The sequence below is a fragment of the Vagococcus humatus genome (assembly GCF_003950325.1).
GTDB lineage: Bacteria > Bacillota > Bacilli > Lactobacillales > Vagococcaceae > Vagococcus_C > Vagococcus_C humatus.
Map to the genome: position 1 here is coordinate 61,324 of NZ_PXZH01000007.1, position 21,684 is coordinate 83,007.

At 35.3% G+C, this 21,684-nt stretch carries 38 protein-coding genes and 1 pseudogene; 37 read left to right on the plus strand and 2 right to left on the minus strand.

From position 1 onward, the window contains the following. The first annotated feature begins 12 nt into the window (after positions 1–12). The 35 genes from rpsJ to rpsI all read left to right on the plus strand — a co-directional run bounded on the left by rpsJ (position 13) and on the right by rpsI (position 18,477). Positions 13–321, plus strand: coding sequence for a 30S ribosomal protein S10 (rpsJ, locus tag C7P63_RS09615; RefSeq protein ID WP_125943943.1), 309 nt, complete (start codon positions 13–15; stop codon positions 319–321). Between the two features lie 21 nt (positions 322–342). Next, positions 343–975 (plus strand): 50S ribosomal protein L3, encoded by a 633-nt coding sequence (rplC, locus tag C7P63_RS09620; RefSeq protein WP_125943944.1) that lies wholly within the window; start codon positions 343–345, stop codon positions 973–975. A 27-nt stretch (positions 976–1,002) separates the two neighbouring features. Further along, on the plus strand, positions 1,003–1,626 hold the full coding sequence (gene rplD, locus C7P63_RS09625) for a 50S ribosomal protein L4 (RefSeq protein WP_125943945.1): 624 nt from the start codon (positions 1,003–1,005) through the stop codon (positions 1,624–1,626). Beyond that, the gene (gene rplW, locus C7P63_RS09630; RefSeq protein ID WP_125943946.1) at positions 1,626–1,913 is read left to right on the plus strand and encodes a 50S ribosomal protein L23; all 288 of its coding nucleotides are present in this window, start codon (positions 1,626–1,628) and stop codon (positions 1,911–1,913) included. Before rplD ends, rplW begins: the two co-directional genes overlap by 1 nt. 38 nt (positions 1,914–1,951) lie before the next feature. Further along, positions 1,952–2,785 (plus strand): 50S ribosomal protein L2, encoded by an 834-nt coding sequence (rplB, locus tag C7P63_RS09635; RefSeq protein WP_125943947.1) that lies wholly within the window; start codon positions 1,952–1,954, stop codon positions 2,783–2,785. A gap of 57 nt (positions 2,786–2,842) precedes the next feature. Then, positions 2,843–3,121 (plus strand): 30S ribosomal protein S19, encoded by a 279-nt coding sequence (gene rpsS / locus C7P63_RS09640; RefSeq protein WP_125943948.1) that lies wholly within the window; start codon positions 2,843–2,845, stop codon positions 3,119–3,121. Positions 3,122–3,144: 23 nt separating this feature from the next. After that, complete coding sequence (rplV, locus tag C7P63_RS09645) at positions 3,145–3,492, plus strand: 50S ribosomal protein L22 (protein WP_125943949.1); 348 nt, start codon at positions 3,145–3,147, stop codon at positions 3,490–3,492. A 15-nt stretch (positions 3,493–3,507) separates the two neighbouring features. Then, complete coding sequence (gene rpsC, locus C7P63_RS09650) at positions 3,508–4,164, plus strand: 30S ribosomal protein S3 (protein ID WP_125943950.1); 657 nt, start codon at positions 3,508–3,510, stop codon at positions 4,162–4,164. A 3-nt stretch (positions 4,165–4,167) separates the two neighbouring features. Further along, positions 4,168–4,602: a 50S ribosomal protein L16 gene (gene rplP / locus C7P63_RS09655; RefSeq protein ID WP_125943951.1), complete on the plus strand. Its 435-nt coding sequence runs from the start codon at positions 4,168–4,170 to the stop codon at positions 4,600–4,602. Further along, entirely contained in the window at positions 4,592–4,780 is a 189-nt protein-coding gene (gene rpmC, locus C7P63_RS09660; RefSeq protein ID WP_125943952.1) for a 50S ribosomal protein L29, read from the plus strand. Before rplP ends, rpmC begins: the two co-directional genes overlap by 11 nt. Positions 4,781–4,804: 24 nt before the next feature. Further along, the gene (rpsQ, locus tag C7P63_RS09665; protein WP_125943953.1) at positions 4,805–5,071 is read left to right on the plus strand and encodes a 30S ribosomal protein S17; all 267 of its coding nucleotides are present in this window, start codon (positions 4,805–4,807) and stop codon (positions 5,069–5,071) included. A gap of 52 nt (positions 5,072–5,123) precedes the next feature. Continuing rightward, positions 5,124–5,492 (plus strand): 50S ribosomal protein L14, encoded by a 369-nt coding sequence (gene rplN / locus C7P63_RS09670; protein WP_125943954.1) that lies wholly within the window; start codon positions 5,124–5,126, stop codon positions 5,490–5,492. A gap of 32 nt (positions 5,493–5,524) precedes the next feature. Beyond that, positions 5,525–5,836 carry a 50S ribosomal protein L24 gene (gene rplX, locus C7P63_RS09675; RefSeq protein ID WP_125943955.1) on the plus strand — a complete coding sequence of 104 codons (312 nt, stop codon included), beginning with the start codon at positions 5,525–5,527 and terminating at the stop codon, positions 5,834–5,836. 28 nt (positions 5,837–5,864) lie between these two features. Further along, positions 5,865–6,404 (plus strand): 50S ribosomal protein L5, encoded by a 540-nt coding sequence (gene rplE, locus C7P63_RS09680; RefSeq protein WP_125943956.1) that lies wholly within the window; start codon positions 5,865–5,867, stop codon positions 6,402–6,404. Positions 6,405–6,422: 18 nt separating this feature from the next. Beyond that, positions 6,423–6,608: a type Z 30S ribosomal protein S14 gene (locus C7P63_RS09685; RefSeq protein ID WP_125943957.1), complete on the plus strand. Its 186-nt coding sequence runs from the start codon at positions 6,423–6,425 to the stop codon at positions 6,606–6,608. A gap of 32 nt (positions 6,609–6,640) precedes the next feature. After that, positions 6,641–7,039: a 30S ribosomal protein S8 gene (gene rpsH / locus C7P63_RS09690; protein WP_125943958.1), complete on the plus strand. Its 399-nt coding sequence runs from the start codon at positions 6,641–6,643 to the stop codon at positions 7,037–7,039. Positions 7,040–7,068: 29 nt separating this feature from the next. Beyond that, positions 7,069–7,605 carry a 50S ribosomal protein L6 gene (rplF, locus tag C7P63_RS09695; protein ID WP_125943959.1) on the plus strand — a complete coding sequence of 179 codons (537 nt, stop codon included), beginning with the start codon at positions 7,069–7,071 and terminating at the stop codon, positions 7,603–7,605. Positions 7,606–7,640: 35 nt separating this feature from the next. Then, on the plus strand, positions 7,641–7,997 hold the full coding sequence (rplR, locus tag C7P63_RS09700; RefSeq protein ID WP_125943960.1) for a 50S ribosomal protein L18: 357 nt from the start codon (positions 7,641–7,643) through the stop codon (positions 7,995–7,997). Positions 7,998–8,017: 20 nt separating this feature from the next. Beyond that, the gene (rpsE, locus tag C7P63_RS09705) at positions 8,018–8,518 is read left to right on the plus strand and encodes a 30S ribosomal protein S5 (protein WP_125943961.1); all 501 of its coding nucleotides are present in this window, start codon (positions 8,018–8,020) and stop codon (positions 8,516–8,518) included. Between the two features lie 13 nt (positions 8,519–8,531). Beyond that, the gene (gene rpmD, locus C7P63_RS09710) at positions 8,532–8,711 is read left to right on the plus strand and encodes a 50S ribosomal protein L30 (protein ID WP_125943962.1); all 180 of its coding nucleotides are present in this window, start codon (positions 8,532–8,534) and stop codon (positions 8,709–8,711) included. A gap of 45 nt (positions 8,712–8,756) precedes the next feature. Continuing rightward, positions 8,757–9,197 (plus strand): 50S ribosomal protein L15, encoded by a 441-nt coding sequence (gene rplO / locus C7P63_RS09715; RefSeq protein WP_125943963.1) that lies wholly within the window; start codon positions 8,757–8,759, stop codon positions 9,195–9,197. After that, entirely contained in the window at positions 9,197–10,495 is a 1,299-nt protein-coding gene (gene secY, locus C7P63_RS09720; RefSeq protein WP_125943964.1) for a preprotein translocase subunit SecY, read from the plus strand. Before rplO ends, secY begins: the two co-directional genes overlap by 1 nt. A 57-nt stretch (positions 10,496–10,552) precedes the next feature. Continuing rightward, positions 10,553–11,203 carry an adenylate kinase gene (locus tag C7P63_RS09725; protein ID WP_125943965.1) on the plus strand — a complete coding sequence of 217 codons (651 nt, stop codon included), beginning with the start codon at positions 10,553–10,555 and terminating at the stop codon, positions 11,201–11,203. A gap of 196 nt (positions 11,204–11,399) precedes the next feature. Continuing rightward, positions 11,400–11,618, plus strand: coding sequence for a translation initiation factor IF-1 (gene infA, locus C7P63_RS09730; RefSeq protein WP_125943966.1), 219 nt, complete (start codon positions 11,400–11,402; stop codon positions 11,616–11,618). 32 nt (positions 11,619–11,650) lie between these two features. After that, the gene (gene rpmJ, locus C7P63_RS09735; protein WP_009488082.1) at positions 11,651–11,764 is read left to right on the plus strand and encodes a 50S ribosomal protein L36; all 114 of its coding nucleotides are present in this window, start codon (positions 11,651–11,653) and stop codon (positions 11,762–11,764) included. 21 nt (positions 11,765–11,785) lie between these two features. Next, on the plus strand, positions 11,786–12,151 hold the full coding sequence (rpsM, locus tag C7P63_RS09740; protein ID WP_125943967.1) for a 30S ribosomal protein S13: 366 nt from the start codon (positions 11,786–11,788) through the stop codon (positions 12,149–12,151). A gap of 33 nt (positions 12,152–12,184) precedes the next feature. Next, positions 12,185–12,577, plus strand: coding sequence for a 30S ribosomal protein S11 (rpsK, locus tag C7P63_RS09745; protein ID WP_125943968.1), 393 nt, complete (start codon positions 12,185–12,187; stop codon positions 12,575–12,577). A 79-nt stretch (positions 12,578–12,656) separates the two neighbouring features. Beyond that, complete coding sequence (locus tag C7P63_RS09750; RefSeq protein WP_125943969.1) at positions 12,657–13,595, plus strand: DNA-directed RNA polymerase subunit alpha; 939 nt, start codon at positions 12,657–12,659, stop codon at positions 13,593–13,595. A gap of 24 nt (positions 13,596–13,619) precedes the next feature. Beyond that, entirely contained in the window at positions 13,620–14,000 is a 381-nt protein-coding gene (gene rplQ, locus C7P63_RS09755) for a 50S ribosomal protein L17 (protein WP_125943970.1), read from the plus strand. Between the two features lie 217 nt (positions 14,001–14,217). Continuing rightward, positions 14,218–15,057, plus strand: a complete 840-nt coding sequence (locus C7P63_RS09760) for an energy-coupling factor ABC transporter ATP-binding protein (protein WP_125943971.1) — start codon at positions 14,218–14,220, stop codon at positions 15,055–15,057. Then, complete coding sequence (locus C7P63_RS09765; RefSeq protein WP_125943988.1) at positions 15,033–15,902, plus strand: energy-coupling factor ABC transporter ATP-binding protein; 870 nt, start codon at positions 15,033–15,035, stop codon at positions 15,900–15,902. Before C7P63_RS09760 ends, C7P63_RS09765 begins: the two co-directional genes overlap by 25 nt. Continuing rightward, on the plus strand, positions 15,899–16,696 hold the full coding sequence (locus C7P63_RS09770) for an energy-coupling factor transporter transmembrane component T family protein (RefSeq protein ID WP_125943972.1): 798 nt from the start codon (positions 15,899–15,901) through the stop codon (positions 16,694–16,696). The genes C7P63_RS09765 and C7P63_RS09770 overlap by 4 nt, the downstream gene beginning before the upstream one ends. 59 nt (positions 16,697–16,755) lie before the next feature. Further along, positions 16,756–17,514, plus strand: coding sequence for a tRNA pseudouridine(38-40) synthase TruA (gene truA / locus C7P63_RS09775; RefSeq protein ID WP_125943973.1), 759 nt, complete (start codon positions 16,756–16,758; stop codon positions 17,512–17,514). 128 nt (positions 17,515–17,642) lie between these two features. Continuing rightward, positions 17,643–18,071 (plus strand): 50S ribosomal protein L13, encoded by a 429-nt coding sequence (gene rplM / locus C7P63_RS09780; RefSeq protein ID WP_341538933.1) that lies wholly within the window; start codon positions 17,643–17,645, stop codon positions 18,069–18,071. Positions 18,072–18,084: 13 nt separating this feature from the next. Further along, entirely contained in the window at positions 18,085–18,477 is a 393-nt protein-coding gene (rpsI, locus tag C7P63_RS09785) for a 30S ribosomal protein S9 (protein WP_125943975.1), read from the plus strand. Between the two features lie 37 nt (positions 18,478–18,514). Here the strand turns inward: rpsI and C7P63_RS10380 are convergent. Then, positions 18,515–18,637: pseudogene (locus tag C7P63_RS10380) on the minus strand (site-specific integrase); the annotation flags it as partial. 132 nt (positions 18,638–18,769) lie between these two features. Then, a complete protein-coding gene (locus C7P63_RS09795; RefSeq protein ID WP_125943976.1) occupies positions 18,770–19,645 on the minus strand; it encodes an Rgg/GadR/MutR family transcriptional regulator in 876 nt (291 codons plus the stop codon). Between the two features lie 121 nt (positions 19,646–19,766). On the opposite strand from C7P63_RS09795, the gene C7P63_RS09800 reads away from it, so the two are divergent. Beyond that, complete coding sequence (locus C7P63_RS09800) at positions 19,767–21,002, plus strand: MFS transporter (protein WP_125943977.1); 1,236 nt, start codon at positions 19,767–19,769, stop codon at positions 21,000–21,002. A 256-nt stretch (positions 21,003–21,258) separates the two neighbouring features. Further along, entirely contained in the window at positions 21,259–21,633 is a 375-nt protein-coding gene (locus tag C7P63_RS09805) for a hypothetical protein (protein WP_125943978.1), read from the plus strand. Positions 21,634–21,684: the final 51 nt, after the last annotated feature.

A 21,684-nucleotide genomic window follows, 5' to 3' on the forward strand; every position in this document is an offset into this window, starting at 1 on the left:
GAGGGAAAACAAATGGCAAAACAAAAAATTCGTATCCGTTTAAAAGCGTATGAACATCGTATTTTAGATCAAGCATCGGATAAAATTGTGGAAACTGCAAAAAGAACTGGAGCAAACGTGTCTGGTCCAATTCCACTACCAACTGAACGTTCATTGTTTACAGTTATCCGTGCAACTCATAAATACAAAGACTCACGTGAACAATTCGAAATGCGAACTCACAAACGTCTAATCGACATTGTGAACCCTACACAGAAGACAGTTGATGCTTTAATGAAGCTTGACTTACCTAGTGGGGTAAATATTGAAATCAAACTATAATAACAAACTGGAGGTGTACTCATGACCAAAGGAATCTTAGGAAGAAAAGTAGGTATGACTCAAATCTTCACAGAAAATGGTGAATTAATTCCCGTAACTGTAATCGAAGCTACTCCAAACGTTGTTTTACAAGTTAAAACAATGGAAAACGATGGCTACGAAGCTGTTCAATTAGGTTACCAAGATATGCGTGAAATTTTAGCTAATAAACCTGCAAAAGGTCATGTTGCGAAAGCAAATACGACTCCTAAGCGCTTCATTAGAGAATTTACAGATGTTGAGCTAGGAGAATATGAAGTAGGTAAAGAAATTAACGTGGATGTTTTCCAAGCTGGAGACATTGTTAATGTAACAGGTACTACGAAAGGTAAAGGATACCAAGGGGTTATCAAACGCCATGGTCAATCACGTGGGCCAATGAGCCACGGTTCTCGTTACCACCGTCGTCCTGGGTCTATGGGTCCAGTTGATCCTAATAGAGTAATGAAACAGAAAAAATTAGCTGGTCAAATGGGTGGCGACCGTGTAACAATTAGCAATCTTGAAATTGTGCGCGTTGACGCAGACAAAAACGTTATCCTTATTAAAGGTAATGTACCAGGTTCTAAAAAATCATTAGTTCAAATTCAAGTAGCTGACAAGGCTGCTAAATAATCGTTGTAGGAAAGGAGGAACTAAAAAATGCCTACTGTAGCATTATTTAAACAAGATGGTACTAAAAATGGTGAAGTAACATTAAACGACGCTATTTACGGTATCGAACCAAATGAAAGTGTTGTATATGATGCAATCATTATGCAACGTGCTTCATTAAGACAAGGAACACATGCCGTTAAAAACCGTAGTGCGGTAAGCGGTGGTGGACGCAAACCATGGCGTCAAAAAGGAACAGGAAGAGCTAGACAAGGTTCTATTCGCTCACCACAATGGCGCGGAGGTGGCGTAGTATTCGGCCCAACACCACGTTCATATGGTTACAAACTTCCTAGAAAAGTTCGTCGTTTAGCAATGAAATCTGTATTATCAGCAAAAGTAGCTGACGATAGCATGATGATTATTGAAACATTGAACTTTGACGCTCCAAAAACAAAAGATTTTAAAGAAATCTTAACTAAATTAGATGTAGATACAAAAGTTTTAGTTGTTCTTGAAAAAGGCAACGATTTTGCAGCATTATCAGCTCGTAACTTAGCGAATGTTTCTGTAGTAGAAGCAGACAACGTAAGTGTGTTAGACGTAGTTTCTAACGACAAGATGATTATGACTCAAGCTGCTCTTACTCAATTAGAGGAGGTGCTTGCATAATGGAATTACTAGACGTAATCAAACGCCCAGTTATCACTGAAAAATCAATGACAGCTATGGATGAGAAGAAATATGTCTTTGAAGTTGCTGTAGGTGCTAATAAAACTTTGGTTAAACAAGCTGTAGAAGCTGCTTTTGATGTTAAAGTTAAAAATGTTAACATTTTAAACGTTAAACCAAAATTAAAACGCATGGGCCGCTATGCAGGATATACAAATAAACGTCGCAAAGCAATTGTGACTTTAACAGAAGATTCAAAAGATATTCAATTATTCGACGCTGAATAATCTCAGATAACTCTAGAATGTAATAGGAGGGAAAAGACGTGGCGATTAAAAAATACAAACCAACCACTAACGGACGCCGTAATATGACAACTTCAGACTTTGCTGAGATTACTACAGCTAAACCTGAAAAATCATTGTTACAAGCTTCAAAAAACAATGCTGGTCGTAACAACAACGGCCGTATTACAGTTCGTCATCAAGGTGGCGGTCATAAACGTCAATACCGTTTAATCGATTTTAAACGTAATAAAGACAATGTAGTAGCTGTTGTTAAAACAGTTGAATACGATCCAAATCGTTCTGCTAACATTGCATTAATTCACTATGTAGATGGTGTTAAATCTTATATTCTTGCTCCAAAAGGAATCAAAGTGGGTGACCGCGTTGTTTCTGGACCAGAAGCAGATATTAAATTAGGTAATACATTACCACTTGCTAATATTCCAGTTGGTACTGTTATCCATAACATCGAAATGAAACCTGGTAAAGGCGGACAATTAATTCGTTCTGCTGGAACTAGTGCACAAGTATTAGGTAGAGAAGGTAAATACGTATTAGTTCGCTTGAATTCAGGTGAAGTTCGTATGATCTTAGCCACTTGCCGTGCAACTATCGGTGCTGTAGGTAATGAGCAACATGAATTAATTAACATTGGTAAAGCTGGACGTAGCCGTTGGATGCGTAAACGCCCAACAGTACGTGGTAGCGTAATGAACCCGAACGATCACCCACACGGTGGTGGGGAAGGCCGTGCACCAATCGGTATGCCTTCACCAGTTACTCCATGGGGTAAACCAACATTGGGTTACAAAACTCGTAGTAAAAAAGCAAAATCAGACAAACTTATTGTTCGTCGTCGTAAAAATAAATAGATAAACAATAGAACTTACATGGTAAAATATACCGGATAATTCGAGAGGAGGTTCACCATGGGACGTAGTTTGAAGAAAGGACCTTTTGTAGATGAGCATTTAATGAATAAAGTTGAAGCTCAAAAAGATTTACAAAAGAAAAAAGTAATTAAGACATGGTCACGCCGTTCTACAATTTTCCCAAACTTTGTAGGATACACAATCGCAGTATACGATGGAAGAAAGCATGTACCAGTTTATATTCAAGAAGACATGGTTGGACATAAATTAGGTGAATTTGCACCAACAAGAACATTTCGTGGCCACTCTGGCGATGACAAAAAAACAGTTCGTTAATTATTGAGGGGAGGATATAGAACATGACTACTCAAATTACATCAGCAAAAGCAACTGCAAAAACAGTTCGTACTTCACCTCGTAAAGCGCGTATCGTTATTGATTTAATCAGAGGGAAAAGTGTAGCGGAAGCTATTTCAATTTTGAAATTTACTCCAAACAAAGCTGCAGCATTAGTTGAAAAAGTATTGATGTCAGCAGTTGCTAACGCAGAAAATAACTTTGATTTAGATGTTGAAAACTTGGTAGTATCTGAAGCTTTTGTAAACGAAGGACCAACTATGAAACGGTTCCGTCCACGTGCAAAAGGATCAGCTTCACCAATCAACAAAAGAACTAGTCACATTACTGTAGTAGTGACAGAAAAATAAGAGGAGGGACAACCAGTGGGCCAAAAAATAAATCCAATTGGAATGCGTGTAGGCGTTATTCGTGACTGGGAAGCTAAGTGGTATGCTGAAAAAGAATTTGCTACTTACTTACACGAAGACCTTAAAATCCGTAAATTTATTGCAACTAAACTTGCTGATGCCGCTGTGTCTACAGTTGAAATTGAACGTGCTGCAAACCGCGTAAATGTTTCAATTCACACGGCTAAACCAGGGATGGTAATTGGTAAAGGCGGATCTGAAGTAGAAAGCTTACGTAAAGAGTTAAATAAATTAACTGGTAAAAGAGTTCATATAAATATCGTTGAAATTAAAAAACCTGATTTAGATGCTAAATTAGTGGCAGAAGGAATTGCACGTCAATTAGAAAACCGTGTAGCATTCCGTCGTGCACAAAAACAAGCTATCACACGCACAATGCGTTCAGGGGCTCAAGGTATTAAAACATTAGTATCTGGTCGTTTAAATGGTGCAGATATTGCTCGTTCTGAAGGTTATTCAGAAGGAACAGTTCCATTGCATACATTACGTGCCGATATTGACTATGCTTGGGAAGAAGCAGACACAACATACGGAAAACTAGGAGTTAAAGTGTGGATTTATCGTGGAGACATTCTTCCTGAAATCAAAAACACTGAGAAAGGAGGGAAATAATCAATGTTAGTACCTAAACGTGTTAAACATCGTCGTGAATTTAGAGGTAAAATGCGTGGTGAAGCTAAAGGCGGTAAAGAAGTATCTTTTGGTGAATATGGTTTACAAGCATTGGATTCAAAATGGATCACAAACCGTCAAATCGAAGCTGCTCGTATTGCTATGACTCGTCACATGAAACGTGGTGGGAAAGTATGGATTAAAATTTTCCCTCACAAATCATACACAGCCAAAGCTATTGGTGTACGTATGGGTTCTGGTAAAGGGGCTCCAGAAGGATGGGTTGCTCCAGTTAAACGTGGTAAAATCTTATTTGAAATCGCTGGTGTTCCAGAAGAAACAGCTCGCGAAGCATTAAGACTTGCATCACACAAATTACCAATCCGTACTAAATTTGTAAAACGTGAGGAAATGGGTGGTGAATCGAATGAAGGTTAAAGATATCAGAGAATTAACCACTGCCGAAATGTTAGAAAAAGAAAAGGAATTTAAAGAAGAATTATTCAACTTAAGATTCCAACTTGCTACAGGGCAACTAGAAAATACAGCTCGCATTCAAGAAGTGCGCAGATCGATTGCACGCATCAAAACTGTTTTGCGTGAACAATCTAACTAATAATTGGAAGGAGGCCATACGCGAATGACTCAAGAAAGAAATGAACGTAAAGTTTACCAAGGTCGTGTTGTTTCCGATAAAATGGACAAAACAATTGTTGTTGTTGTAGAAACACGCAAAACACACAAAAAATATGGTAAACGTGTGAAATATTCTAAAAAATATGTAGCACATGACGAAAACAATGTTGCAAAAACAGGAGACATCGTTAAAATTATGGAAACTCGTCCATTATCCGCTACAAAACGTTTCCGTTTAGTAGAGGTAGTAGAAGAATCCGTAATTATTTAATGCAAATTTTCCTATAAAGATTGAAAGTTATGTCTGAAAGGAGGATACGAAAGTGATCCAAACAGAAAGCCGCTTAAAAGTCGCAGACAACTCAGGTGCTCGTGAAGTCCTAGCTATCAAAGTTTTAGGAGGATCAGGCCGTAAAACAGCTAATATTGGTGATATTATTGTTTGTTCTGTTAAACAAGCAACGCCAGGCGGAGTTGTTAAAAAAGGTGATGTAGTAAAAGCTGTTATTGTAAGAACTAAATCAGGCGCTCGCCGTCCAGATGGTTCATATATTAAATTTGACGAAAATGCATGTGTGATTATTCGTGACGATAAAAGTCCAAGAGGAACTCGTATCTTTGGACCAGTTGCCCGCGAACTACGCGATAGCAACTTTATGAAAATTATCTCACTAGCACCAGAAGTTTTATAATAAATACTTTGGTTGAAGGAGGTGCGAATTAAATGTTTGTAAAAAAAGGCGATAAAGTAAAAGTTATCTCTGGTAAAGATAAAGGTAAAGAAGGCGTAGTATTAACTGCTCTTCCTAAAAAAGATCGTGTCATCGTTGAAGGTGTTAACATGATCAAAAAACACGAAAAGCCTAGCGCTGTAGCTCCTCAAGGCGGAATCGTTGAAACAGAAGCACCAATTCACGTGTCTAACGTAATGGTGATTGACCCATCTAACGGGGAACCAACTCGTGTCGGTCATAAAGATGTTGACGGTAAAAAAGTTCGTGTTTCTAAAAAAACAGGTGAAATTTTAGATAAATAAGTAAGTGATGGAAGGAGGGACCTATCGAATGAACCGCCTAAAAGAAAAATATCTTAATGAAGTTACTCCAGCTTTAATGGAGAAATTTAATTATAGTTCTGTTATGCAAACACCTAAATTAGAAAAGATCGTAATTAATATGGGTGTTGGTGATGCAGTATCTAATACAAAAAACTTAGATAAAGCAGTGGAAGAATTAACACTAATCGCTGGTCAAAAACCTGTGATTACAAAAGCTAGAAAATCAATTGCTGGTTTCCGTTTACGTGAAGGCATGCCTATTGGCTGTAAAGTAACGTTACGTGGAGAAAGAATGTATGAATTCTTAGACAAACTAGTAAGTGTTTCTCTACCTCGTGTACGTGACTTCCACGGTGTAAGTAAAAAAGCGTTCGATGGACGTGGTAACTACACTTTAGGAGTTAAAGAACAATTAATCTTCCCTGAAATCGATTATGATTTAGTCGACAAAGTAAGAGGTATGGATATTGTTATCGTAACAACTGCTAACTCTGACGAAGAAGGTCGCGAATTGTTACAACAACTTGGAATGCCATTCCAAAAATAATTAAAGGAGGCGAACTACGTGGCTAAAAAATCAATGATTGCTAAAAATAAACGCCCTGCAAAATTCTCAACTCAAGAATATACTCGTTGTGAACGTTGTGGCCGTCCACATTCAGTTTATCGTAAATTTAAACTTTGCCGTATTTGCTTCCGCGAACTTGCCCACAAAGGTCAAATTCCCGGCGTGAAGAAAGCTAGCTGGTAAAATTAACTCGCAAAAAAGGAGGTAAATCATTCATGGTCATGACAGATCCAATTGCAGATTTTTTAACAAGAATTCGTAATGCCAACATGGTAAAACACGAAATGTTAGAAGTACCTGCTTCAAAAATCAAACATGATATCGCTGAAATCTTGAAACGTGAAGGTTTTGTTCGCGATGTTGAATATATTGAAGATGACAAACAAGGAATCATCCGCGTATTCCTTAAATATGGTAAAAACGACGAGCGCGTAATTACTAACTTAAAACGTATTTCTAAACCAGGTCTAAGAGCTTATGTAAAAGCTGATGAAGTGCCAAAAGTATTAAATGGTTTAGGTATTGCTATTATCTCTACTTCTGAAGGTGTTTTAACTGATAAAGAAGCAAGAGAACGTAATATTGGCGGCGAAGTTATCGCATACGTTTGGTAATAAGAAAAACAGTTAAGGAGGTGTCTTGAGTGAGCCGTATTGGTAATAAAACAGTTATCATTCCTGCAGGTGTTGAAATAACACAAGATGGAAGTAAAATTACAGTTAAAGGACCAAAAGGTGAATTAACACGTGTTTTCCCTTCAGAAATTACAATGAACATGGAAGGCAACGAAGTGACATTCACTCGTCCTAACGATAGTAAACAAAACCGTACATTACACGGAACTGCCCGTGCTAACTTTAACAACATGGTTGTAGGTGTTAGTGAAGGCTTTGAAAAAGCATTAGAACTTATCGGGGTTGGATACCGTGCCCAATTACAAGGTCAAAAACTTGTTTTAAACGTTGGATACTCTCATCCAGTTGAGTTTAACATGCCAGAAGGTATTACAATTGAAGTACCATCTAATACACAAGTTGTTATTAAAGGTGCTAACAAAGAACATGTTGGCGAATTAGCAGCTAACATTCGTGGAGTACGTCCTCCAGAACCTTATAAAGGTAAAGGTATTCGCTATGTTGGTGAATATGTAAGACGTAAAGAAGGTAAAACAGGTAAATAATAAAAGCTTATAAAGCTTATGAAGAGGTGACAATTGTGATTCAAAAACCAGATAAAAACAAAGTACGTCAAAAGAGACATCAACGTGTCCGTACAAAAATCTCTGGTACTGCTGAGTGCCCACGCTTGAACGTTTTCCGTTCTAACAAAAACATCTACGCTCAAGTTATTGATGACGTAGCGGGTGTGACGCTAGCAAGTGCCTCTACCTTAGATAAAGATATTTCAGGTGGAAATAAAACAGACGCAGCTGCAGCTGTAGGTGCATCAGTTGCTAAAAAAGCAACTGAAAAAGGTGTTAAAGAAGTAGTCTTTGACCGTGGTGGATACCTTTACCATGGCCGTGTAGCAGCATTAGCTGAAGCAGCACGTGAAAATGGACTAGAATTTTAGGAGAAGGAGGAACACCATTCATGGTTTATATTGATCCAAAAGGTTTGGAATTAGAAGACCGTGTCGTTTCTATTAACCGTGTAACAAAAGTTGTTAAAGGTGGACGTCGTCTACGTTTTGCTGCTTTAGTTGTAGTAGGTGATAGAAATGGTCACGTTGGATTTGGTACTGGTAAAGCTCAAGAAGTTCCAGAAGCAATCCGTAAAGCAATCGAAGATGCGAAGAAAAACTTAATTGAAGTGCCAATGGTTGGTTCTACAATCCCTCACGAAGTTATCGGTATATTCGGCGGTGGAAACATCTTGATGAAACCTGCTGTAGCCGGTTCAGGAGTTGCTGCTGGTGGCCCAGTTCGTGCTATCTTAGAACTTGCTGGTGTAGCTGATGTTACAAGTAAATCATTAGGCTCAAACACACCAATTAACGTTATTCGTGCAACAATCGAAGGGTTATCACGCTTAAAACGTGCAGAAGAAGTAGCTGAACTTCGCGGAAAATCTGTAGAAGAAATTTTAGGATAAGGAGGACACAACTATGTCAGAATTAAAAATTACTTTAAAACGTAGTGTTATTGGACGTCCTCAAAACCAACGTGATACAGTGAAATCTTTAGGTTTAACTAAACTAAATAGCACAGTAATTAAGCCAGAAAATGATGCTATCAAAGGCATGATTAATACTGTTTCACATCTAGTGGATGTAGAGCGCGTTTAATAATTAAATAAAAGATTGAAATTTTTATAGAGGAGGTGCCGAGTAATGAAACTTCATGAATTAAAACCTTCTGAAGGTTCAAGACATGTACGTAACCGTGTAGGTCGTGGAACTTCATCTGGTAATGGTAAAACAGCTGGCCGTGGTCAAAAAGGACAAAAATCTCGTTCAGGTGGTGGCGTTCGTCTAGGCTTTGAAGGTGGACAAACACCTTTATTCAGACGTTTGCCAAAACGTGGATTCACAAATATTAATCGTAAAGATTATGCTATTGTGAACTTAGACAGTTTAAATGTCTTTGAAGATGGTACAGAAGTAACTCCTACCGTTTTACTTGAAAAAGGTATTATCAACAATGAAAAATCAGGAGTTAAAGTATTAGCTAAAGGTGAATTAAACAAAAAACTTACTGTTAAAGCTGCTAAGTTTTCAGCTAGTGCTAAAGCCGCTATTGAAGCTGTAGGCGGAACTGCTGAGGTGATTTAATGTTTAAATTACTAAAAGATGCCTTTAAAGTGAAAGATCTTCGAAATAAGATTCTCTTTACTTTATTCGTATTATTTGCTTTCCGTGTAGGAGCTCATATTACGGTTCCAGGTGTTGATGCACGTGCCTTAGCTAAGCTAAGTGACAATCCACTATTTACAATGTTAAACACTGTAAGTGGTAGTGCTATGCAAAACTTTTCATTATTTGCTATGGGGGTTTCTCCTTATATCACAGCATCTATTGTTATTCAGTTACTACAAATGGACATTGTGCCTAAATTTGTAGAATGGTCAAAACAAGGGGAAGTTGGTCGTCGTAAGTTAAATCAAGCGACGCGATACTTAACACTTGTTTTAGCTTTTATCCAGTCTATTGCAATTACTGCAGGATTTAACCAATTTAGTAACTTTGGGTTTGTTAAAACTCCAAATGCTACAACATTTATTACGGTTGGGATTATCTTAACAGCTGGAACAATGCTAGTAACTTGGATGGGTGAGCAGATCACTGAAAAGGGAATTGGTAATGGTGTTTCTATGATTATCTTTGCTGGGATTGTTTCCAGATTACCAAGTGGGGTAATGGATATATACAAACGATATTTCGTGCGTATTGAACCTAAAGATATGTGGAAATCTGTTATTTTTGTCCTAGTATTAATCCTTTCGATTTTACTTATTGTGTCAATTGTAACTTATGTCCAACAAGCGGAAAGAAAAATACCAATACAATATACTAAGCGAGTAGCAGGAGCACCTCAAAGTAGTTATTTACCGTTAAAAGTAAATGCTGCTGGTGTTATTCCAGTTATCTTTGCTAGTTCTTTGATCGCAACACCAAGTGCTATTATGCATTTGTTTGCAGCATCTAAAGGATCAGAAACTTGGTTTAAAGTGTTAACTGAGTTATTTAACTACGCAACACTGCCAGGTGGTATTTTATATACGGTATTAATTGTTGCTTTCACATTCTTTTACGCGTTTGTACAAGTAAATCCTGAGAAAGTAGCAGAAAATCTTCAGAAACAAGGAAGTTATATTCCAAGTATTCGTCCAGGAAAAGGAACAGAAGATTATATTTCTTCTATATTAGTGCGCTTGAGTACAGTTGGTTCTGTATTCTTAGCCGGTGTGGCAATTGTACCAGTTATTGCAACTAACCTATGGAACTTACCTAAATCTATTGGTTTAGGTGGAACTAGTTTATTAATTGCAATTGGTGTTGCACTTGAAACGACTAAACAATTAGAAGGATTAATGATGAAGCGAAAATATGTTGGCTTTATTGTGGAGTAAGAGCAGTGTGTTGAGGTAAGGACCTCAACACTAACTCGAACTTAAGGAGGCACACTTATGAATCTCATTATTATGGGACTACCAGGCGCTGGAAAAGGAACACAAGCCGAAAGAATCATTGATACTTACGACATTCCACATATTTCTACTGGAGATATGTTCCGCGCTGCTATGAAAAATGAAACAGCATTAGGCTTAGAAGCAAAATCATATATCGATAAAGGTGAATTAGTTCCAGATGTTGTCACAAATGGCATCGTAAAAGAACGCTTAGCTCAACCTGATACGGAAAAAGGATTTTTACTAGATGGATTTCCTCGTACGATTGAACAAACTCACGCTTTAAGCGAGATTTTGCAAGAGTTAGACAAAAGTATTGATGCAGTTATCAACATTCATGTTGAAGAAGATGTGTTAGTTGAACGTTTAGCTGGTAGATTTATCTGCCGTACTTGTGGAGCTACTTATCATAAAGTGAATAACCCTCCAAAAGTAGAAGGAACTTGTGACCGTTGTGGTGGTCATGATTTCTATCAACGTGAAGATGATAAACCAGCAACAGTTAAAAATCGTTTAGCTGTCAATATAAAAAACAGCGAACCAATTTTAAAATTCTATGATAATGCAAATCTTCTACATACTATTGATGGCAATCGCAAAATAGATGAAGTTTTTGATGATGTTAAAAACATTATTGACCAACTTTAATTTTTTTGCCACATCTGTTACTAGTATTCATTAGAAGTTCTTTAAATCTTGTCAAATATAGAATAGTATGATAAAATATTTCAGTCTAGTCATGAAATTATTCATTACTATTACATATTTTTAATCATAGAGTAAGTGATTACTTAATCACTATTTTTTGTTGTGTTCAAAGAACTAGTTAAGGGAGGTACTGTTTGTGGCGAAAGAAGATGTGATTGAAATTGAAGGTACTGTCGTTGAAACTTTGCCTAACGCAATGTTTAAAGTACAATTGGAAAATGGACACGAAATTTTAGCACATGTTTCTGGTAAAATCAGAATGCACTATATTCGTATTCTTCCAGGAGATAAAGTGACTGTGGAGTTATCACCGTATGATTTATCACGGGGTCGCATCACTTATCGCTTTAAATAATTGTACTCCGTCAAATCTAAGGAGGTATAATCATGAAAGTAAGACCATCAGTAAAACCAATTTGTGAAAAATGCAAAGTAATTCGTCGTAAAGGACGCGTTATGGTTATTTGCGAAAATCCAAAACATAAACAACGTCAAGGTTAATCTATAGGAGGTGTAACATAAATGGCTCGTATTGCAGGAGTAGACGTCCCTCGTGACAAACGCATCGTTATTTCATTAACATATATTTATGGTATTGGAAAAACAACTGCGAAACAAATCTTAGCAAATGCAGGAGTATCAGAAGATATTCGTGTACGCGAATTAACAAATGATCAATTAGATAAAATCCGTGCGGAAGTTGATAAAGTTAAAGTTGAAGGTGATTTACGTCGTGAAATTAACCTAAACGTTAAACGATTAATCGAAATCGGATCATACAGAGGTATGCGCCACCGTCATGGTTTACCAGTTCGTGGGCAAAATACTAAAAATAACGCACGCACTCGTAAAGGTCCAGCACGTTCAATTGCAGGTAAGAAAAAATAATTAGAGAATTAAGTGAAGGAGGTAAAGATCTTCATGGCAAAAGCAAAAAAAGTAAGTAGAAAACGCCGTATTAAAAAGAATGTTGAAGCAGGTATCGCTCATATTCATTCTACTTTCAATAACACAATTGTAATGATCACAGATGTACACGGAAATGCTATTTCTTGGTCATCAGCAGGTTCATTAGGTTTTAAAGGAAGTAAAAAATCTACTCCTTTTGCAGCTCAAATGGCAGCAGAAGCAGCAGGTAAAGTTGCAATGGAATATGGTATGAATAATGTTGAAGTAACTGTTAAGGGCCCTGGTTCAGGACGTGAAGCAGCAATTCGTTCATTACAAGCAACAGGGTTAGAAGTGACAGCAATTCGTGACGTCACTCCAGTTCCTCATAATGGATGCCGCCCTCCAAAACGCCGTCGTGTTTAATGAGAGTCTTTCATTTTGAGCTTGAACTAAGAACGTCATTGAACAGACACTTTTCGTTTTGAAAGGGGTATAGATAAGAATGATTGAATTTGAAAAGCCAAGAATCACAAAAATTGATGAGGATAGAGATTATGGCAAGTTCGTCATCGAGCCACTAGAGAGAGGTTACGGGACTACTTTAGGTAATTCTCTTCGTCGTATTTTACTATCTTCTTTACCAGGAGCAGCTATTACCAATTTACAAATTGATGGTGTGCTACATGAGTTTTCTACTATCGAAGGCGTTAGAGAAGACGTAACACAAGTTATTTTGAATATTAAAGGTTTAGCATTAAAGCTTTTCGCTGAAGAAGAAAAATCCCTTGAAATTGATGTTACTGGTCCAGCGACTGTTACTGCAGGCGATATTATTACGGACAGTGATGTAGAAATTTTAAATAAAGATTTATATATTTGTACCGTCGCTGAAGGAGCAACATTCCATGCTCGTTTGGTTGTGAAACCAGGCCGTGGATATGTCCAAGCTGACGAAAACAAAAAAGAAGATATGCCAATTGGTGTATTGCCTGTCGATTCTATTTACACACCAGTAAAACGTGTTAACTACCAAGTAGAAAATGCGCGTGTTGGTCGTCGTGATGACTTTGACAAACTAACATTAGAATTATGGACAGATGGCTCAATCATGCCACAGGAAGCTATTAGTTTAGCTGCTAAAATCTTAACTGAGCATTTAGATATCTTTGTTAACCTAACTGATGAAGCTAAAAACGCTGAAATCATGGTTGAAAAAGAAGAAACTCAAAAAGAGAAAATGTTGGAAATGACTATTGAGGAGTTAGACTTATCAGTTCGTTCATACAACTGCTTGAAGAGAGCAGGTATTAACACTGTCCAAGAGCTAACTAATAAATCTGAACCAGAAATGATTAAAGTACGAAACTTAGGTCGTAAATCATTAGAAGAAGTAAAAACTAAACTGAGTGATTTAGGTTTAGCTTTACGTCAAGATGATTAAGACTTTCTTGAAGGAGGGAATATCGTGAGCTATCGTAAATTAGGACGCACAAGTAGCCAACGTAAAGCTTTGTTACGTGATTTAACAACTGATTTAATCATCAATGAAAGAATCGTTACAACTGAAGCTCGTGCCAAAGAAGTACGTTCAACTACAGAAAAAATGATTACTTTAGGTAAACGTGGAGATCTTCATGCTCGCCGTCAAGCAGCTGCATTCATGCGTAATGAAATCGCAGATGTTCGTGAAGAAAATGAAGAAATCGTAGTGGAAACAGCATTACAAAAATTATTTAATGATGTTGCACCTCGTTATGCTGAACGCAATGGTGGTTATACTCGTATTCTAAAAACAGAACCACGCCGCGGCGATGCTGCTAAGATGGTTATCTTAGAACTTGTCTAATTCAATAACTATACCATCACTTTATAGATGATTCTACCAGAGTGTTATGATGTTGGAGCTTATAGGCTCCGAGTCTAGCTCGTTGCTACTCCCTAGTAAGCTTACTAGGGAGTAAGCGCTCATCATAAAGTGTTTTTTTGTACCTATAATTATGTTCAGTTATAGATAGAAAAAAGCATTTTATTCTATGAGACGAAAAAAATTGTGAGGTTTAAAAATGAAACCAATAATAACTCTTGAAGATATTTCATTTAAATATCAAGAAGACGCTGAAAAGTATGCGCTTAAAAACATTTCAGGTAGTATCTATCCAGGAGAGTGGATTGCTATCATTGGCCATAATGGTTCAGGTAAATCTACCTTAGCTAAAATGATTAATGGCTTATTATTACCCCAAACAGGTCAAGTAAGTGTTAATCAATTGCCTGTGAATGAAGAAAATATTTGGAAAGTTCGCCAATCTGTTGGCATGGTTTTTCAAAATCCAGACAATCAATTTGTAGGATCCACTGTGGAAGATGATGTTGCTTTTGGTTTGGAAAATAGTGGGGTTCCTCGTGAGGAAATGGTAATTCGTGTGAATGATGCCCTAACCAAAGTTAGAATGAGTGACTTTAAAGAAAAAGAGCCGGCTCGTCTATCTGGGGGACAGAAACAACGGGTGGCGATTGCTGGGGTAATAGCTATTAGTCCAGATGTTATTATTTTAGATGAAGCTACCAGTATGTTAGATCCAAAGGGACGTTTTGAAGTGATAGACACAATTAAACAGCTAAAAGAAGAACGAAATTTAACAGTTATTTCTATCACCCATGATATTGATGAAGCAGCCAATGCTAATCGCCTTTTTGTGATGAAACAAGGAGAATTAATCCATGTAGGCACACCGGAAGAAATTTTTTCATACGGAGAGCAGCTGGTAGAAATGGGATTGGATTTACCTTTTCCTGAAAAGTTAAAAATTGAATTAAATCAGTTGGGAATAGAAACTCCTAATCATTATTTAACTGAAGAAGGGATGGTTGAGTGGTTATGGACATCCAGTTTGAACAAGTAGGCTACACCTATCAGCCGGACACTCCGTTTGCTTTTTGCGCGTTGAAGGATATTAATTTAACTATTAAAGAAGGCTCTTATACAGCGATTGTTGGCCATACAGGTAGTGGAAAATCGACTTTGTTACAACATTTAAACGCCTTGATTAAACCAACTGCTGGAGTAGTTAAAATTGGTGACCGGTTAATCACAACCGATACTCCAAATAAAAATTTAAAAGAAGTTAGAAAAGAAGTCGGCATTGTGTTTCAATTTCCTGAAGCTCAGTTGTTTGAAGAAACGATTGAAAAAGACGTGGCTTTTGGTCCTAAAAACTTTGGGGTAGAAGGAGAAGAGCTGAAAAAGGTTGTGAGAGATTCTCTTCAAATGGTAGGTCTTGATGATAGTTATCTAGAGAGATCTCCCTTTGAGCTGTCTGGTGGCCAAATGCGGAGAGTAGCCATTGCTGGCGTATTGGCAATGAAACCTTCTGTTTTAGTCTTAGATGAACCAACAGCTGGCTTAGATCCTAGAGGCCGTAAAGAAATGATGGGCATGTTTTATGACTTACATAAAGAACAGGGGATTACCATTGTTCTTGTCACCCATTTAATGGATGATGTGGCAAACTTTGCAGATTATGTGATTGTCTTAGAGAAAGGACAAGTTATAAAGCAAGGTTTACCAAAACAGGTATTTACAGATACCCAGTGGTTAACAACTCAGCAACTAGGAGTTCCTGCTGCAACGACATTTGCTCAACAATTAATGGCTCGAGGTTTTCAGTTTGACACGATTCCTCTGACCACTAAAGAATTAGCCCAAGAAATAGCGAAAATTCTTAGAAAGTCAGGTGAGCAAGTATGATGGATAAAATGATTTTTGGTCGTTACATTCCAGGTGACTCAGTTATCCATAAATTAGATCCTCGGGTAAAATTATTAGCTAGCTTTTATTTTATAGGGATTATTTTTTTATGTAACAATTGGCAATCCTATACTTTAATGTTTCTTTTCACACTACTGGCTTTATCCTTATCCAAAATCAAGCCTTCTTTTATCATTAATGGCTTAAAACCACTTTTTTGGTTAATTTTATTTACAGTGGTATTACAAATTTTATTTACTCGTGGTGGCGAGGTTTATTTTAAGTGGGGTATTCTAAGCGTAACGGAATTAGGCTTAATGAATGGTATTTTTATTTTTTGTCGGTTTGTTTTAATTATTTTAATTTCAACGTTACTGACCTTAACAACTCCTCCCTTATCTTTATCAGACGCTATTGAGTATTTGTTAAGACCGCTAGAAGTTGTTAAATTTCCAGCCCATGAAGTGTCATTGATGTTATCGATTGCCTTACGTTTTGTGCCAACATTAATGGATGAGACGGAAAAAATTATGAATGCACAGCGGGCTCGAGGAGTGGACTTTGGCGAGGGGAACATTATGGATAAGATGAAAAGTATTGTTCCGTTACTTATTCCTTTATTTGTCAGTAGTTTTAACCGAGCAGAAGATCTAGCCACTGCAATGGAAGCTAGAGGCTATAAAGGCGGAGAAGGAAGAACCAAGTACCGAGTATTAAAATGGCAGTCTAGAGATACGCTAACCGCTTTGGTATTTGTAGTCTTGACTGTTATCCTTGTCTATGTGAGAAATTAAAATCAAGCAAACAGTAATGCTTAGCGTTACTGTTTTTTTCTGAGTTAAGGAGGAAATTTATGCCACGCTATAAAGCAGTAATTGCTTATGATGGAACTAATTATGTTGGCTTTCAAAGACAGGACAACGGTTTGTCAGTCCAGGAAGCAATTGAAACTACGCTAAAAAAAATTACGCAACAAGAGATTATTATTTACGGATCTGGTAGAACTGATTCTGGAGTGCATGCAATGGGACAAGTTATACATTTTGACTTTCCTTATGAAAAAGATGAAGAAAAATTGCGTTTTGCTTTAGATACGCAAACGCCTAATGATATTGCGGTACGTTCTTTAGAGAAAGTGTCTGCTGACTTTCATGCTCGCTATCAAGCTCACGAAAAAACCTATCATTACCGACTTAATATCGGCCGCCCTAGAAACCCGTTTAAACGGTTCTATGCTGCTTACTACCCATATGAATTAGATGTGGAAAGAATGCAACAGGCAGCTAATTATTTACTTGGTACTCATGATTTTACAGGATGCTGCGCTTCAGGTAGTAGTGTAGAAGACAAAGTGCGGACTATTTATGAAGCCAGTGTAAAAAAAGTAAGCGATGATGAATTGTTATTTGTTTTTCGTGGTAATGGATTTTTATACAAAATGATTCGGATTTTAGTGGGAACGTTAATCAAGATAGGAAACGGTAGATTGCCTGTTGATCAGTTTCAGAAGATTATTGAAACAAAAGACAGACATCTAGCAGGACCTACTGCTCATCCTGAAGGGCTTTATTTAATGGAAGTTAACTATCATTGTGACGAAGAAACTTGTTGACAATCTTCTTAAATAAAGGTAGTATGTTAGGTGGTATTGTTTGCCCCACGATGAGCCCCGGAACCTTATTGTGTATTGTCAAACATTCATACTTGAAATTGGAGGAAAACAACGTGCGTACAACATATATGGCCAAAGATGGCGAATTAGAACGTAAATGGTACGTAGTAGACGCTACAGATGTTCCTTTAGGACGTCTTTCAACAGTAGTAGCTTCTATTCTACGTGGAAAAAATAAACCAACATTCACACCTCATGTGGATACTGGCGACTTTGTAATTGTTATTAATGCAGATAAAGTTAAATTAACAGGTAAAAAAGCAAGTGACAAAATGTATCATCATCACACTGGATTTACTGGCGGACTTAAATCAGTTTCTGCTGGTGAATTACGTGAAAAAAATTCTCGTCGTTTGATCGAAACTGCTGTGAAAGGTATGCTTCCTAAAAATACTTTAGGACGTAAACAAGGATCTAAATTATTTGTTTACGGTGGTAGCGAACATATGCACCAAGCACAACAACCAGAAGTATTAGACATTACGAACTTAATTTAAGGAGGGAATTTCATTGGCTAACTTACAATATATCGGCACAGGCCGTCGTAAAAGATCTGTAGCTCGTGTACGTTTAGTACCAGGTACAGGCAAAATTATTATGAATAATAAATCAATCGAAGAATATATCCCACATGCTGACTTACGTCAAGTCATCAACCAACCTTTCGTTGCTACTTCAACTGAAGGTGCTTATGATGTCTTTGTAAACGTAAATGGTGGTGGATATGCAGGACAAGCAGGAGCAACTCGTCATGGTATCGCTCGTGCACTATTAACAGTAGATCCTGACTTCCGTAGCGCATTAAAATCTAAAGGTTTACTTACTCGTGACTCACGTATGGTTGAACGTAAGAAACCAGGTCTTAAAAAAGCTCGTAAAGCTTCACAATTCTCAAAACGTTAATTCGTTTTTATACAGAATTCAAACAGACACTTTCCAATTATTTGGAAGGTGTCTTTTTTTCTGGCATTAATTGCAGATAATAATTCTGAGTTGTTTGAATATTAATATGTCCAAGTCTTTGAGAGACACAAGCTATATAGATTTCTTGAGAAAAAAGGAAGATCATTTCTCATGGTCTTTTTATTTCGAGGTAGACCAGCTGAGATTCACAATCTTGGTGTCTAAAATCCTTGATAAGTCTACAACTGGTTCTAACATTAAATTATATTAACCGATCTGTTAAATAAATATTTTATTTTTTTAGATATATTTTTTCTAAATTACTTAAAAGATCTTCCATTTCATCTGATTTATCTGTATAATTTAAAAATTTTAGAGTAGATATAGTATATTCTAATTCTTTAACTACTTTTGTATTTGATTTGATAAAAAATTCATAACAATTTAAAGCAAATTTACACTGAAATTTACATAAAAAATCATCATATAAGCATTCATAATAGATTGTTTCAAGCTCTTTTATAATCAATGATAGATTAATTTCCCTTTTATTTTCTAATGTATCAAAAAGAAAATTGGTTAATAAATTAGTCATCATTAATTTGTAAGTTTTATATTTAGAATATTTCTTTAATTGTTTTAAACATTTTGGTAGTAAGTACATATTAGCTTCATCTTCAAAAATATGAAAACAAGCTGTGTAATCATTTATTTCAGAAATATACCATGTATTTCTATTAAAAAGATAATCTTTAACAAAGTTAACTTCGTTGTAATATTTATTACTATCTATATGTTGTCCGGTTAAATCAAAATATAAAATATGAGCTAGACATTTTAAAAACATGTAGCGTTCATCTGGTGGAAATATGTTTGTCGTATAAATATTTTTTAAACTTCTACTATTTTTGTTGTTATAAGCTATGCTAATTTTATACCTCATATTTTCTTTAGAATAAAATGAATAATTGTTAAAAATATACGTAAATTCTTCAATAGACATATCTAATCTATCGAGAATATTAAAAAAAAGAATGGTATTAGGAGTATTTTCTCCTATCTCTATTTTTCTACCATATTGTCTAGAAACAAGATCTTGATAAAGAGATTTTTGAAATATTCCTTTGTCTTCTCTTATTTTTTTGATTTCTTTTCCAAATTTTTCCATAAAGAATCTATCCCTTTCATATTATAATCGTTATGCATGGAACCTTTTGTTTCCTTATATTTTAACACACTAATATTATGTTATCTTAAGGTTAATAAAATAATTACGAGAGGTGGTTTTTATGATTGATGTTCTTAAAAATCAAAAATATAGGGTTTTTTTGATTACTGATTTTCTTTCTATTATCGGTGACGGACTGTTTTATATTGCGTTAATGACTTTTGCAACTTCAATTTCAAAAAATGGCTATGCGATATCTTTAGTTTCTATATCTGAAACTTTACCTTTACTTTTTACTTTCTTTACAGGTTTATTAGCCGACTCATCAACTAATAGATATAAAGATTTGAAGAATATTTATTTTATTAAAACTCTCATATACTTAGTTGTAGCATTAATATTAGGTTTTTCGTCTTCACTAATTGCTTTAATTGTGATCTGTATTTTAAACTTTATTTCTGATTGCTTAGGAAGAATTTCCATAGGAATATGTTCTATTGCTCCTCAAATGATTTTTAAACAGGAACAATGGGAAGATAGTTCTGCGCTTTATTCCACAAATCAACAAATAGCACAAATAATATCACAATCAATTGGAGGTGCTTTAGTTTTATATTTTACTTTTAAAAATATTGCTTTTATCAATACAGGAATATTTTTGTTAGTTTTTTTTATTTTTATTTTTAATAAAAATGTTATTTTGAATGTTTATAAAACATATACAAAAGATTCTTCGAAGCAAGGTAATAAAAATGTAAAACAAGAACTAACAGATTTTTTCAAATTAAAAAATAATAAATCTTATTTTGAACTATTCCAATCACTTTTATCAATAACTATAATTAACTCTGTATTATCTACAATACCATCTATCTTAAGTATAGCTTTTATTAATTTTAATACTTCATTTAATTATTCTATATTTTTAACATTTTTACTCTCGGGTAATACAATAAGTACAATACTAGGCTCTACTGTAGGTATAAAAATTACTAAGAATAAAAATTTAAATCGTTATATCCTATACGCTAATTTAGTTTCTATAATGTTCTTTATTAGTATTTCTATTAATAAAATTATTTTATCTCTTATTATGTCATGGATACTATACTTTATTATTGGCATCGTCAATCCTAAACTTAATACCCTTTTTCGTAAAACTATTCCCATCGAAGAATATGCTAAAATCACAGGCGCATTTGGAAGTTTTATGAGTATTGGAAGTGTATTAGGTTCAATTATTTATAATTTATCTGCTTCAAAAAATATTTTTGTATTTACAACCTCTATGACAATTATCTTAACTGTTTATTTTATTTACACAGTTTTAGGAAAAAAGGAAAAAAGGAAAGAATAGTTTCCTTTTTTTCTTTTTTTCTTATTAATTTAAACTTATATGTATATTACAAGGAGGTGAAAAAAATGATTTTCGAAGAAAATGAGAATGCTGTTCAGCATCAATTAGAAGCAAATCGTTGTACTATTAATGCTATTTGTTAAAAAATTAAAAAAATCGTGGGGAATCATTTTTAAGAAAGGCTCCTTGCGATTTTTTTAATATTATATTTAGTTTAACAAAATTATTTTTTAGAGAGAAAGGACTGTTCTTAATCATGAAACTCCATAATAATGTAATTGTTACTACAGACTATGAGGATCTTAATCACCTTCTTTTTAATTCTGAAACAGGTACTTCTCTTAAAGTATCTAAAAACACTTTCACAGATTTAAACGATTTTTTAGATCATCCTGAATCTAAATCTTTTTTACTAGATAAGTATTTTACTACTGAAAATCGATTTAATTATTTAAAAAAATATCATTCTGATGCTTCTAAAAATATGCGATTAATTTTATTAGTTCATGAAAACTGTAATTTTAGATGTACCTATTGTTATGAAACTTTTGAAAAAAATAAAATGGATTTAAAAACAGTAAATGGCATTATAAATTTTATAAAAAAAGAAATTAAAAACCCGAAGTGCTAGTTAAATTTAAAAGTAGAAAATAAAAAAACTTTGCGTAAAATTAACTCAAAA